The organism is Streptomyces sp. NBC_00258 (assembly GCF_036182465.1).
Lineage (GTDB): Bacteria > Actinomycetota > Actinomycetes > Streptomycetales > Streptomycetaceae > Streptomyces.
The window spans coordinates 1,065,183-1,077,594 of the sequence record NZ_CP108081.1 but is presented as its reverse complement, the minus strand read 5'-3'; the positions used below and the strand labels follow the sequence as shown (position 1 = coordinate 1,077,594).

Here is a 12,412-nt window from a genome sequence, read left to right as displayed (position 1 = left end):
GATCAACAGCCTGGGGGCCTCGCTCGTTGCGATTCATGAGCCGTCACCTGATCGGTGGCCAACTCGAAGAAGCTCAGTGCCCAGCGCAGTGAAACGGTGGCGCCGTCGAAGAACGCGAATGCGGTGCCGGTGGCGTCGATGTCGAGGCTCTCGATCGCTTCGTCCGCGGCGGCCCGGGCGCGGGTGTAGAAGTCCAGGATGTCCTTGGTCCGCTCGTCAGTGGCCACGTGCCAGTCGGACGCCTCGTAGCCTTCGCAGGTGGTACTGACGGTGAATCTGGGCGATCAGCTCGCCTTCTACCTCGTGCCGACCGACACCGCCGACGGGGTGGCCGACGCCCGACGGATCACCCTCCACGGCACCACGGACGCCGCCGATGGTCTGCAGCTGATCGGGCGGACCCTGTACGTGGCCAACCCTCAAGGCGTGGCCGAGATCAAGCTCTCACGGTCACTGAGCGCCGGACAGGTCCTCGGCACGACCCAGGTGCCGGGCGCCGCGTTGCCGAGCGCGGCCAAGGCGTTCGGCTGCCGCCTCTACGTGGTCGACGCCAACTTCGGCGAGAACTTCTCCAACGTCGGCGACCCGGCCGCCGAATTCAAGGTGACGGCCATCCCCCTTCCCTGAGTTCAAGCTAAGACAGCAGAACTCAACCCCGTGCTGGACGCCGAAGAGGCCGAGCCTGCCGCGCCGGCAACCCGGCACTATGCATTGCCGGCGGCCGGGTATCCATGGAGCGCGGCAGTGTTCAGAACGGGTACCGCTCGATCTTCGCCTGCGCGGTGACCCACTGCACCTCGGTGAAGGTGTCGAGGTTGGCTCGGCCTCCGAAGCGGCCGCCGGCCGCGGAGGCCTTGGCGCCGCCGAAGGGGGCCACGGCCTCGTCGTCGACGGTCTGGTCGTTGATGTGGACGGCGCCGGACTCGATGCGCTCGGCGAGTTCCAGAGCGCCGAACACATCCTGGGTGAGGATGGCGACCGACAGGCCGTACTCGGAGGAGTTGATGATCTCGATGGCCTCCTCGACGGTCTCGTAGGTGGTCACCGGGGCTACGGGGCCGAAGATCTCCTCGGTGAATGCGGGTGCGTCGTGAGGAATGCCGGCGAGGACGGTGGGCCGGTAGAACAGCCCGTCGTAGGTTCCGCCCGCGGCCAGGCGTGCGCCCTGGGACAAGCTGCGGGTGACGATGCCGTGGACCCTGTCACGCTGGCGTTCGTCGATGAGCGGGCCTAGGGGGTTGTGCGGGTCGGCCGGGTCGCCGACGTTGATTGCCGTGGCCTTCTCCGCGAGCTTGGCCACGTACTGCTCGGCGACGGAGGTGTGCACCAGGTGCCGTCCCGTGGTCATGCAGATCTGGCCCTGGTGCAGGAACGATCCCCATGCCCCGGCCGACGCGGCCGCGTCGAGGTCGGCGTCGGGCATGACGAGGAGGGCGTTGTTCCCGCCGAGTTCCAGGTGCACCTTCTTCAGCAGGGGTCCGGCCGCCGCGCCGATCGCCCGGCCGGCGGCGGTGGAGCCGGTGAAGGAGATGCACGGCACGGCCGGGTGGGTCACCAGTGCCTGACCGACATCGGCCCCGCCGGGCAGGACGTGCAGCACTCCCTCCGGTAGGCCTGCCTCGGCCAGCAGTTCGGCGAGAGCCAGTCCGCCCGAGACCGGGGTGCGCGGGTCGGGTTTGAGGACGACGGCGTTGCCGAGGGCGAGCGCGGGCGCCACTGAGCGCGTGGAGAGGATGGCGGGGAAGTTGAAGGGCGAGATGACCCCGACCACCCCGAGGGGGACCCGGCGGGCGAACGACATCCGCGGCCGGGTGCTGCGCAGCAGTTCGCCGTAGGGCTCCGCGGCGAGCGCGGCGGCCTGAAAGAGCTCGGAGACCACCAGACCGGTCTCGAAGGCGGCCTTGCCCCTCCCGGACCCGGCTTCGGGAACGAGCCAGCGCACCAGCCGGGCCGGGTCGGCCTCCAGCAGGGCCGCCGCCTTGCGGAACACCTCCGCCCGCCGGTCGTAGGGCAGCCGGGCCCAGTCCCGCTGGGCCTTCGCCGCGAGCTCGGCGGCGCGGTCGACGTCGGCCGGGGAGGCGGCGCCGACCGTGGCGAGCACCTTGCCGGTGGCCGGTGCGGTCACGTCGACTGTCCCGCCGTGGCCCTGAGCCCAGGTGCCGTCGAAGATCTTGCCGTCCCATGGCGGACGGGCGTGGGCGGATGGCGGTTCAACTGTCGTGGTCAAGGTGGTCTCCGGGGTTCGTGGGCGGCTCATGGGTGGGCGGGGAGTCAGTGCGCGTCGCGGAGGGCGGACACGCTCTTGTCGAGTACGGTCTGGTCGGCCCAGCTGCCGTGGAAGCCGAACGGCACGCGTACGGGCAGCCCGACCCGGGCCAGGGGCTGGGCGACGAGGTCGGACGCGTCGTGGATCAGCAGCTCGCTCAGACCCGTCTCGGGGTTCCACCACAGAGCCAGCAGATAGCCGTCGTCCTCGCCGCGCGGGTCGGTCCGGGGGACGAACACCGGCTCGCTGGGGCTGGTGAGCGGGTGCGGTCCCTCGACGACGACCGTGGAGTCCTTGAGGTAGTCGTGGCGGGCCAGGCCATCGGTCATGGTGCCGGGGGCCAGGTCACGGGTGGTCACGAAGTAGCCGTACCGGTGCTGCTGGCCGACGTAGCCGTCGTTGATCTTCGGGAACTCGCCGGCGATACCGGAGACGCGGCGGTCGGCGACCTTCCCGGTCACCGTGTCGATCCGCCACTGCCAGGAATAGCCCGGCGGAAACCACTCGTGGGAGCTGAGCGGAGTGAGGCTGTCGGCGGGGCTGCCGATGCGGGAGATCCGGTGCATGTCGATGACGACCTCGTCACCGGTCTCGTAGGCGTTGTAGAAGTGCGTGGGCGCGAACATGCCACCGGCCTCGTACCACTTCACCTCGTGGGTGCGGCGGTCCATGAGCACGATCTGTGTGCCGTGCGGCAGCGCCGCCTCGTCCCAGACCACGCCGGGCCGGCCCTGCGCGGCCAGGTCGAGGCGGAGCAGGTTGGGTGCGACGAAGAAGATCGCGTAGTTCTCGCTCACGACGAAGTCGTGCATGAGGACCGGGATGCCGATGTCGATGGTGTGGGAGTCGATTACCTGTCCGGTCCGGACATCGGCGCGGTACCACGTGATGACGGGGCCGGTGGCGGCGAAGAACAGCATGTCGCCGGTGGCCGGGTCGGTCTTGTAGTGGGCGGTGCACAGGATGTCGATGCCGCCGTGGAAGTCGTAGGTGCCGTACGTCTCCAGGGTCTGCGGGTGCATCGCCGTCGGCAGGCCGCCCTCGAAGCAGACGAGCAGGTGGTCGTCGAAGATGCCGACGTTGGTGTTGGCCACGTTCTTGGCGGGCGGGGCGCCCTTGGGCAGCCGCCCGGGCGTGCCGCCGTTGACGAAGCCGCTGTAGACGGCCTCGCCCTGCTCGACCTCGAACTTCATCGAGTCCGTCGCCACCCAGCCGGTACGGAAGGCCGCCTTGCCCTCACGCAGGTAGAGCGCGGCCACCATGCCGTCGCCCTCCCACCAGTGGTAGCGGTCCATGTTGCGGGGCTGGAAACGGGGGTTGGAGGAGACCCGGAACAGGGCGCCGGCGAGATCGTCCGGGATCTGGCCCTGTACCGGGAGGTCGTAGCTGTGGCTCTCCTGCGTCCACGGGGCGAACGGGCCACGCAGCCACTTGTTGTCCGTCGGCCAGTTCTGGTCGGCACCGACGCGCTGGGCCTGCGGCGCGACGGACATCGGCGTGGTCGCGATGACGGGGACGGGCGGGGTGTTCATAAAGTCCCTTTCACGGGGAACAGGCTCTGCGAAGAGGCTCGAAGGCCACGCCGGCGCGGGTACGGCAGCTGCGTCGCGACCGGGGTGAAGGGCGGGTACGCGCCGGCGCAGGCGCCGGGACTCTGCGGCTCATGCATCGCTCCGTAACCCGGTGGGCACCTCCTCGTGCCCGGCCCGGTCATCTTCCGGCGCCGCACACCGGTCGTCCTCGGTGCCGGACGACAGAATCGGGGTTCGGTTTTGTCGCCGCAGCGCAGTCAGCGGCGGTACGGGGTGCGACAGCCGTGGCGAGGCCCCTGCGGTCCGCGTTCAGGGAGTGATGATCCGGCTGATCTCCAGCGCCAGTCGCAGCGGCAGATGGTCCTGCGGCAAAGGGCGGCCCATCAGCTCTTCGGCGCGCTTGACCCGGTAGGCGACGGTGTTGGGCGCCACGAACAGTTCCTCGGCGGCGAGGGTGCGGCTGCGGCCGTGCGCCAGATACCGGCGGAGTGTCTCGCGGATCTCTGCAGTCTTGGGGCCGGGGCCGGCCAGCGGCCCCAGGATGTCGCGCATGTAGCGCTCGGCGTGCTCGGTGTCGGCGGTCAGCAGCGACAGCTCGGCGATGTCGGCGTAGGCGTATGTACCCGGGTCGCCGAGGGCCTCTGCCACCCGCTGGGTCTCCCGGGCGGCGACGTGGCTGCCTCGGAACCCCTCGTCGCCCCGGGCCGGTGGTCCCAGAGCGACGTAGACCCCGCCGGGGTGGTGCGCTGTCCTCGCCCTCGTCTCTTTGCGGACCAGGGAGACGAGATCCGTCGGCGGTGGGTGTGGCCAGCTCAGCCATGCCCACAGTTCGGACGTTCCTGTCGGAAGGACGAGGGAGCGCACGGGCTGTGAGACGCCGACGAGATCAGCGGCGAGCCGGTGCAGCGGCACGGAAGCGCTCTGCCCGTCCCCCTCGGCGTCCGTCCACACAACGGCGGCCATGTGGTGGTGGCCGAGGTCGAGACCCAGGGTGTTCACCACTGTCGCCGGGTCGGCGTGGAGGCCGGCGAGAAGGTCGTCCACGAGCTTGCGGCGGGCGGCCATGAGACTGCCCGCCCAGTGCTCCCGCTCCGCCGCGTACTGCGTGGCGAACGCCGCGGTCAGTTCTTCGACGTAGGCGAAGGACAGCCGGGCGACGCGCTCGCTCTCGTCGGGCCACCGTTCCGCTTCGACGAGGAGCCTCAGAGCGGACAGCAGCCGTCCGTAGGTGTGGACGTGAGAGGTCCACACGGCTCGCAGGATACGGTCCAGCGGCACGCCCCGGTGCACCAGATCGCGATTGCCGTCGACTGCCTCGGGCGGGGCGTCGATGCGGTCGGCCGGCGTGTCGTGGAGCAGCCCCCGCAGGATCGCGATGCAGCACGCCTCCACCGATCGGCGTGTCGTCCGCAGGCCCACCGGTCCATCGGCGACTTCGGGAGACTGCCGGGCGCACTTCTCGGCGGCCCCGGCAGCCGTCTCCACTGCCCAGGCCACGGGACCGGGGCCCAGGTCGGCTTCGGCCTCCGCGACCGTCGCGGGGGACAAGGCCGGCGCCGGGTGGTCCGCGTCGCTGTCCGGTCGCAGTCGCAGCAGCCATTCGCCGGCGCCCGTCATGACTCTCACCTCGCTCATCTGCGGCCCATCATCCTCCCGGTCACGGCACACGGTGCGATGTCAGTACTTCATTCATGCGGGGCCGGATCGGGTCCGGGCAGGGTGCTGTCGAGCAGGGGGCCAGCAGCTCGCGCGCCTCCTCGGTGGTGATGACGTCCGCCGGGTCCGTCTTCTCGATGCGGCGGCTGCCGGTGTCCTCGTAGATGTGTTCGTCGATCAGGCGGCAATCCGCGTCGTACGGCCAGAACGACGCCATGTAGTGAGTGAGCTGGTAGTACGTGTCTCGGAGGTCGCCCCCACCTTGCTGCAGAAACTCGCCGAAGAGGTGCAGGAGACCGTCTTGCTCACCCGCCGCACAGGGGACCTGGTCGTGTGCGTGGACTGCGCGGAGAGTGAGACCCGGACGGTCCGCATCTCCTACGAGCGCGGCAGCGCACTGCCCCTCAACGCCGGAGCGGCAGCCCTGGTCCTGCTCGCCTGGAGCGCCGAGGACGAGGCACGCCGACTGCTGGAGGCCGCCGAGCTGCGCCGCTTTACCCCGGCCACCCTCGCCGACGTCGACGCACTGGTCGGACGCCTGGGCCGCATCCGCCGACTCGGCTACGCCATTACCCGCGGTGAACTCGACCCCGACGTCGTGGGCATCTCCGCGCCGATCCGGAACCAGGACGGGCAGGTCGTGGCAGCGGTGAGCGTGGCGGCCCTCGCCTCCTGCCTGTATCCGGAGCCGGAGGCGGAGGTCGTCCAGAAATTGCTGGTCATGGCAGGCGAGATCAGCGAACGCCTGGCCCTGCCGCTGCCTGACACCCTTTCCTCACAGCGCTTCGGTGGTTTCGGGATGGAAGACTTCTCCCACCTCGTCGTACGGGAGGACTGCTTGGCGGCCGCGGCGAGTGGCGCAGGACGTCCCACGGTGTCAGACCGCACTCGGCAGGTACAGCCAGTCCGTATGGGTGTAGTCATCCACAGCCCGGCCAGTGAAGATGTGGTCGCGCAGGGTTTTGCCGATCCCGTCCGTGTGCCAGATCTCGCCCCAGCTGCGGGCGGTGCGCTGGACGCCGGTGGCGCGGGGCACGCGCTCCTGCTCGTAGGCGGCCAGCACCCTGCCGTAGTCGCCGCAGTGACGACCGAGCAGACGGCCCAGGGCTTCGGCGTCCTCCAGGGCCTGACAGGCACCCTGACCCAGGTACTGCAGCATGGGGTGCGCGGCATCGCCGAGCAGCGCCACCCGACCGGCGGTGAAGCGGTCGGCGGGGTCGCGGTCGTACGTCTTCCAGTGCCGGCCGCGGTCGACGAGCTGGACGCCGCGACGCACCTGGTTGCAGGTGCCGGCGAACCGTGCGTCGAGTTCGTCCGGACCGCCCCAGTCGTCCTCGCCACGGGCGAAGGCGTCGCTGCGGAACACGGCGACGGTGTTGCGGAGCTCGCCGCGACGGATGGGGTACTGGATCATGTGCAGGCCGGGACCGATCCACAGCACGACGCTGCTTCCGTCGATGTGCTCGGCGGCGTCCCCCACCGGGATGGTGCCGCGGTAGGCGGCGTAGCCGGAGCACACCAGCTCGTCCTGGACGACGAGCGGCCGGACGGCGGAGTTGAGGCCGTCGGCGCCGATCAGGAACTCTGTCTCGTACGCGCTGCCGTCGGCGCAGATGACGTGGACGGCTCCGGAGGCGGGGGCGCTGACCTCGGTGACCTCCTTGCCGTTCTCCAGCGTCACCAGGTCGCTGTCGCGGCACGCCTGGAGCAGGATGTCGAGCAGGTCGCTGCGGTGCATCACCGCGTACGGCGCTCCGTAACGCTCCCGGAAGCCGGAGCCCAGGTCGAGGGCTGTCAGGTGTCTCCCGGTCACGGCGTCCATGAACACCCCGCGCTCGGGGAAGACCGCGACCTTCTCGATCTGCGGGTAGAGGCCGAGGCCGGCCAGGACCCGGATGGCGTTGGGCCCGACCTGGAGGCCGGCGCCGATCTCGGTGAACGCGGGGGCGCGTTCCAGCAGCCGCACCTGCTGTCCTGCGCGGGCCGCGGCGAGGGCCGCTGCCATGCCGCCGATGCCGCCGCCGACGATGAGTAGCGGGACGCGTGTCGCGTTCGTCATGATGTCGTCCTCGTGGGCTCGTCGGTTACTTGTGGCTGGGGGCGGGCGGTGGAACGGGGCCGCGGGAGGCTCCCGAGGTGGGGCAGGGCACGGCGCCCTCGGCCGACACCGCCACACGCAGGCGGCCGATGCGGGCGACGGTCAGTTCGACGACATCGCCGTCCTCGACGGGGGCGACGCCTGCGGGGGTGCCGGTGGTGACCACGTCACCGGGCTCCAGCACGGTGACCGTGGAGGCGTAGGACAGGAAGCGGGCGGCCGACCAGATGAGTTCGCTGGTGTTGGCCTTCTGCCTCGGTTCGCCGTTGACGGTCAGTTCCAGGCCGACGTCCTCGGGGGAGCCGAGCTCGTCAGGGGTGACGAGCCACGGCCCGAGCGGGGTGAAGGTGTCGAAGGACTTGCGGGTGGAGCGGTCCTCGCCGCCGCGCATGGTGATGTCCATCAGGCCCGTGTAGCCGAAGACGTGGTCCAGTGCCTGCTCGGGCGTGACATGGCTGGCCCGGCGTCCGACGACGAGCGCGAACTCGGCTTCGTGGTCGAAGCGCCGGTCGGTGTAGGGCAGGCGCACAGTCCCCTCGGGGTCGAGGATCGAGGACGGCGACTTCAGGAAGAAGCCGAGCGAGCTGATGTGGTACGCCTCGTTCATCTCCGACTGGTGGTCCCGGTAGTTGACCGGTGCCGCGACGATCTTCGCCGGGTCGGGGACGGGGGCCAGCAGCCGCGCCTGGCCGAGCGGAAGGCCGTCTCCGGGCCCGGCGACGGACGCTGTCTGTTCCAGCAGCGGGCGGACGGCGGCGAATTCGGTGATCAGGCGGCGGGCCAGGCTGTAGGGGGCCGGGGAGAGGCGCTCGGTGAGCTGGTCGGTGACGTCCAGGACGCGGTTGTCACGGACGATGCCGATGCGATCCTCGTTGAAGCGGGCGATGCGCATGGGGTCTCCCAAGGGTGAACGGTCAGTTGTCGGCGACGTTTTGGGCGTCTTCCGTGACCTCTTCGGTCCGGTACAGGGCGAGGGCTTCCAGGACGGGGGCGTCGTTGACGGTGAACAGGTCGAGGGTTTCGTGCGCGAGCACGCGCACCGCCGTCCAGGACGGGACGGCGATCAGGTCGCCGGGTTCGATGTCGTGGTGCGTACCGTCGAGGGCGACCGTGCCCGAGCCCCGGAAGACGGCGACGAGGGACGAGCCCGTGCGCCTCACGGCGGGTGCGGTGTGGCCGGGCAGATAGCGGTCCATCTCGCAGCGCATGGTTGGCATCACGTCGCGGCCGCTGGTCGGGTCGGCGTAGCGAATGTGCGCGTGGCCGGAGCGGGCGGCCTGGGAGGCGGGTTCGGAGAGTTGGCCGGCCAGGGCGCGGTCGGTGTCGGCCCATCGGTAGCGCAGCAGGGGGGAGTGCGCGGGCGGCGGGGTGGTGGTGCCGTCGGGCAGCAGGCCGGGACCGCCTCCGAAGCGGCGCTCGGACGCGGAGTGCCCGGCCGGTGAGGTGGTGGCAGCCGTTCTGCCGTCGCCGGGTTCGAAGAACACCGCGCCCAGTCCTTCCACGAGCGGCAGGTCGAGGGCGTCGAACCAGGTCATCGGGGTGTCACCAGGGTTGTGGTGCTCGTGCCAGGTCCAGCTGGGGGTGAGGATCAGGTCTCCGGCGGACATGGCCAGCGGGTCGCCGTTCACCGCGGTCCATACTCCTTCGCCCCCCAGGACGAAGCGCAGAGCGGCGGGGGTGTGGCGGTGGGCCGGCGCCGTCTCGCCCGGTCCCAGGTACTGCACCGCACCCCAGAGGGTCGAGGTGGCGTACGGCAGTCCGCCCAGGCCGGGGTTGCTCAGTGACAGCACGCGCCGGTCGCCGCCCCGGTCCACGGGCACCAGACGTCCGGCCCGCTCGCCGAGGTCGCGCAGGTCCCTGCCCCGCCAGAGGTGGGGGACGGCCGTGACGGCAGGGGTGGGGGTCAGCAGCCCGTGCAGTCGCCACAGCGGCTGGAGATCCTTTTCCGCGAGGTCGCCGTAGAGAGCGTGCAGCAGCGGATCGGCAGGTGCGTCAAAGCGTTGAGTCGTCATTTCGCGTCTCCATCTCATGTCTCCCCGGCTTGCCTCGTGGTGCTCTTCTCCCGCATTCAGTTCGTACAGTTACTAAATGCGGAAGAAAAAGCCCGCGGCTACGGCCGGGTGATCCTCCTGAGCAGTGTGAGCAGTTCCCTGCGCTCGTCCGCGGTGAGTTCCGCGGTCAGCTCCTCCTGGACGCGCAGCACCGCGGGCGTGACGTCCCGCAGAACCTGACGTCCCTGCGGGCTGAGCGTGAGCAGCCTGCGGCGGGCGTCGCCCGGGTCGACGTCGCGCAGGACTTCACTCCGTGCGACGAGCCGCTTCACGATCTCGCCGGTGGGCGCCTTGGCCAGGGCGATACGGTCGGCCAGCGTGGTCTGGTCGATGCCCGGTTCCCGCGCCAGGCGGTAGAGCACGCCGTACTGGGGGGAGGTCGGCCTTTCGCCCACGGCGGCCGTCCAGAATTGGGTGTGTCGCTGCTGGGCCACTCGGACCAGGTGGCCGGGGATGCGGGACGGATCCGCGGGCAGGCCGACGATTTCGGGCAGCTCCTGCCCAACCGGCTGACCGGTCGCCACCTCGGCGACCGTCCTCAGCAGCCGCAGAATCCGCCCGGTCCCGGCATCACCCAGCGGGGCGGTCAGTCGCAGTTGCACCTGGGCCACCCAGGGCGCACAGGCCCGCAGGGCGGTGTCGCCGGCCACGGTGAGCCGAAGGCTGTTGCGGCGCGCGTCCGCCGCGGCGCGCTCTCGTCTGATCAGCCCCGACTGTTCGAGCCGGGCCACGAGCTCGGCGCCGGTGGCCCTGTCGAGGCCGGCGGCCTCGCCCAGGGTGCGCTGGTCGATGCCCGGCCGCAGCGCCAGCCGGTGGAGCACCGCGAACTGCGGCGAGGTGCAGCTGCCGGGCACCAGCTCCTGCCACAGGCGATCGTGCACCTGCTGCGCTGTGCGCAGCAGGCTGCCCGGAGCGAAGGCCTCCTCATCGGGGACGAGCGGCCAGTCCGCCATCGCCGCACGTCCTTTCGGTGGGACCACCGCGACCGTCGCGGCGCGGAGGATTTAGTTCGTGTCGTTACTAATATTGGCATGAAGGTTCCGCACTCTGTCAACTCGCGGAACGGGCCACTCGTGCGGTGGGCGGAATGTCGTACGTGGCCGGTGCCGGACGTGCACCTCGCTGCGTCGTGCGCTTACCAGGAGTTCCTGGGGCACCACGGATTCAGGATTCCCGTCCGATGTGACCAGCAGGATGCTCGCCATCGTGGGTTCGAGGTCGAACAGGCTGGTCGTGCCCGCGCTCACCGGCTTCGACGAAGACACCGGCACGGACTCCATATCACGGACCGGCCATGACACCTCACCCCCACCAACCAGCCACGTTCCACTCCACCGGCGCGGCCACCCATCCCCGAGCACCAGCCGGTCACGAATACGACCTTCGTCATAGCCCGCGACCAACTGCTCCAGACCGCATGAGTCCGAGCGGATCTTCGCCTTCAGCACCTCACCCATGGGTCAACAGGAGCACTGCCGTACCCGACGCTGGTGCAGATCACCACATCTGCTCGCTACTCAACGCGACGTGATCGCTTGCAGGCGAGAACTCGCCAACTCCGATGAACAACCGCCAGCAAGCCTGAACGGTCACAGCCCTGCCGAAATGTCTGACGCACTCCACAACTATCCAATCGAAACAGTGTTCCATTTATGTTGGGTGGCGGGTTAAGGTCGCGTTCCGCGAGGATCTTGTACGGAGGTGCCCGGCATGGACAACAACGCGCCGACACGCCGAGGTCGGCCCCCAGGCCCCCAGACCGCGGAAAGAGAGCTGACGGACCGGCAAGCGGCTATCGTCCGCTACATCACGCAGACGGTCGCCCGGCAGGGCTACCCGCCGTCGATGCGGGAAATCGGCCAGGCCGTGAAGCTCGCCAGTACGTCCTCGGTCGCCCACCAACTGATGGCCCTGGAACGCAAAGGCGTCCTGTACCGCGACCCGCACCGTCCCCGCGCCTACTGCGTACGCCCCTCCTGGGCACCTGACCTGGGACACAAGTCCGAGCCTGCGGTGGATGTGCCGCTCGTCGGACGGATCGCCGCCGGCGCACCGCTGCTCGCCGAGGAAATGGTCGAGGACGTCTACGCACTGCCGCGACAACTCGTCGGCGACGGCGAGCTGTTCGCCCTGACCGTGGTCGGCGACAGCATGATCGAGATGGCGATCTGCGACGGCGACATCGTCATCGTCCGCCGTATGGACAGCGCCGACCACGGCGATGTCGTCGCCGCGCTCCTCGAAGACGAAGCCACGGTCAAACAGCTGCGCCGACAGGACGGCCAGGTGTGGCTCATGCCCCACAACTCCGCGTACGAGCCGATCCCCGGCGACCAGGCCCAGATCCTCGGCAAAGTCGTCAGTGTTCTGCGCCAACTCTGACCAGACAGCCTCGGATCCATACGACCGCGTCTCCCGTGCGCAGCATCGAGTCGATAGGCAGGAGGCCAGTCCGATGCATACCGACTACTTCCCTGCCTGGGACCGCTCCTGGGCGTACGCAGCCGTTGTTCTCGCGCTGCACCGGTCTCGGGCGTAGGTCACTCGCGTTGGGACGAAGTCACGCCATCCCGCGGCGACTTCGCCGCCAGACCGCGCGCGTCGGGGGACGGGTGTGGCACCGTGGATTCAGGTCGGGCCCGTTACTCCCCCCGTGGTGACGGGCCCGACCTTTTGCGTGCGTCGTGCAGATCCACCGCCGACGGCTCTCGCCTCGCGGCACAGACAGAGGCACCGCTCCCGGAGATCCTGCGCGGCCGGCTGTCCGGCGTGTACGTACGGCCCGACGGCCAGGAAGTGCGCGACCGTG

The 12,412-nt window shown here is 69.9% G+C and carries 10 protein-coding genes and 2 pseudogenes; 3 read left to right on the top strand and 9 right to left on the bottom strand.

Annotated features, from left to right (window positions below):
• Positions 1 to 2: 2 nt before the first annotated feature.
• A pseudogene (locus OG718_RS05125) lies at positions 3 to 242 on the bottom strand (mycothiol transferase); the annotation flags it as partial.
• Positions 243 to 258: 16 nt separating this feature from the next.
• Between OG718_RS05125 and OG718_RS05120 the strand changes: the two are divergent.
• On the top strand, positions 259 to 627 hold the full coding sequence (locus OG718_RS05120) for a hypothetical protein (protein ID WP_328843395.1): 369 nt from the start codon (positions 259 to 261) through the stop codon (positions 625 to 627).
• 121 nt (positions 628 to 748) lie between these two features.
• Here the strand turns inward: OG718_RS05120 and OG718_RS05115 are convergent, their stop codons facing one another.
• From OG718_RS05115 to OG718_RS05100, 4 genes are all read right to left on the bottom strand, one after another.
• On the bottom strand, positions 749 to 2,227 hold the full coding sequence (locus tag OG718_RS05115; protein ID WP_443054906.1) for an aldehyde dehydrogenase family protein: 1,479 nt from the start codon (positions 2,225 to 2,227) through the stop codon (positions 749 to 751).
• A gap of 44 nt (positions 2,228 to 2,271) precedes the next feature.
• Entirely contained in the window at positions 2,272 to 3,798 is a 1,527-nt protein-coding gene (locus OG718_RS05110) for a carotenoid oxygenase family protein (RefSeq protein ID WP_260695919.1), read from the bottom strand.
• A gap of 309 nt (positions 3,799 to 4,107) precedes the next feature.
• Complete coding sequence (locus tag OG718_RS05105; protein ID WP_328843394.1) at positions 4,108 to 5,433, bottom strand: PucR family transcriptional regulator; 1,326 nt, start codon at positions 5,431 to 5,433, stop codon at positions 4,108 to 4,110.
• Positions 5,434 to 5,455: 22 nt separating this feature from the next.
• Positions 5,456 to 5,671 (bottom strand): hypothetical protein, encoded by a 216-nt coding sequence (locus OG718_RS05100; RefSeq protein ID WP_143644663.1) that lies wholly within the window; start codon positions 5,669 to 5,671, stop codon positions 5,456 to 5,458.
• Between OG718_RS05100 and OG718_RS05095 the strand changes: the two are divergent.
• A pseudogene (locus OG718_RS05095) lies at positions 5,621 to 6,181 on the top strand (IclR family transcriptional regulator domain-containing protein); the annotation flags it as partial. The gene OG718_RS05100 and the pseudogene OG718_RS05095 overlap by 51 nt on opposite strands.
• Positions 6,182 to 6,331: 150 nt before the next feature.
• On the opposite strand, the gene OG718_RS05090 reads toward OG718_RS05095, so the two are convergent.
• The 4 genes from OG718_RS05090 to OG718_RS05075 all read right to left on the bottom strand — a co-directional run bounded on the left by OG718_RS05090 (position 6,332) and on the right by OG718_RS05075 (position 10,556).
• Entirely contained in the window at positions 6,332 to 7,513 is a 1,182-nt protein-coding gene (locus OG718_RS05090; RefSeq protein WP_328843393.1) for an FAD-dependent monooxygenase, read from the bottom strand.
• Between the two features lie 25 nt (positions 7,514 to 7,538).
• On the bottom strand, positions 7,539 to 8,444 hold the full coding sequence (locus tag OG718_RS05085) for a fumarylacetoacetate hydrolase family protein (RefSeq protein WP_143644665.1): 906 nt from the start codon (positions 8,442 to 8,444) through the stop codon (positions 7,539 to 7,541).
• A gap of 22 nt (positions 8,445 to 8,466) precedes the next feature.
• Complete coding sequence (locus OG718_RS05080; RefSeq protein WP_328843392.1) at positions 8,467 to 9,564, bottom strand: cupin domain-containing protein; 1,098 nt, start codon at positions 9,562 to 9,564, stop codon at positions 8,467 to 8,469.
• 98 nt (positions 9,565 to 9,662) lie between these two features.
• Positions 9,663 to 10,556, bottom strand: coding sequence for a MarR family winged helix-turn-helix transcriptional regulator (locus OG718_RS05075; protein WP_328843391.1), 894 nt, complete (start codon positions 10,554 to 10,556; stop codon positions 9,663 to 9,665).
• Positions 10,557 to 11,313: 757 nt separating this feature from the next.
• Here OG718_RS05075 and lexA point away from each other — a divergent pair.
• Positions 11,314 to 11,985, top strand: coding sequence for a transcriptional repressor LexA (lexA, locus tag OG718_RS05070; protein ID WP_143644668.1), 672 nt, complete (start codon positions 11,314 to 11,316; stop codon positions 11,983 to 11,985).
• The last annotated feature ends 427 nt before the right edge of the window (positions 11,986 to 12,412 follow it).

What these genes read in the sequence shown, in the direction of transcription:
- OG718_RS05090 (WP_328843393.1), bottom strand. Translation starts at nt 7,513, where the DNA reads ATGACGAACGCGACACGCGTCCCGCTACTCATCGTCGGCGGCGGCATC.
- lexA (WP_143644668.1), top strand. Translation starts at nt 11,314, where the DNA reads ATGGACAACAACGCGCCGACACGCCGAGGTCGGCCCCCAGGCCCCCAG.
- OG718_RS05110 (WP_260695919.1), bottom strand. Translation starts at nt 3,798, where the DNA reads ATGAACACCCCGCCCGTCCCCGTCATCGCGACCACGCCGATGTCCGTC.
- OG718_RS05085 (WP_143644665.1), bottom strand. Translation starts at nt 8,444, where the DNA reads ATGCGCATCGCCCGCTTCAACGAGGATCGCATCGGCATCGTCCGTGAC.
- OG718_RS05080 (WP_328843392.1), bottom strand. Translation starts at nt 9,564, where the DNA reads ATGACGACTCAACGCTTTGACGCACCTGCCGATCCGCTGCTGCACGCT.
- OG718_RS05075 (WP_328843391.1), bottom strand. Translation starts at nt 10,556, where the DNA reads ATGGCGGACTGGCCGCTCGTCCCCGATGAGGAGGCCTTCGCTCCGGGC.
- OG718_RS05100 (WP_143644663.1), bottom strand. Translation starts at nt 5,671, where the DNA reads ATGGCGTCGTTCTGGCCGTACGACGCGGATTGCCGCCTGATCGACGAA.
- OG718_RS05105 (WP_328843394.1), bottom strand. Translation starts at nt 5,433, where the DNA reads ATGAGCGAGGTGAGAGTCATGACGGGCGCCGGCGAATGGCTGCTGCGA.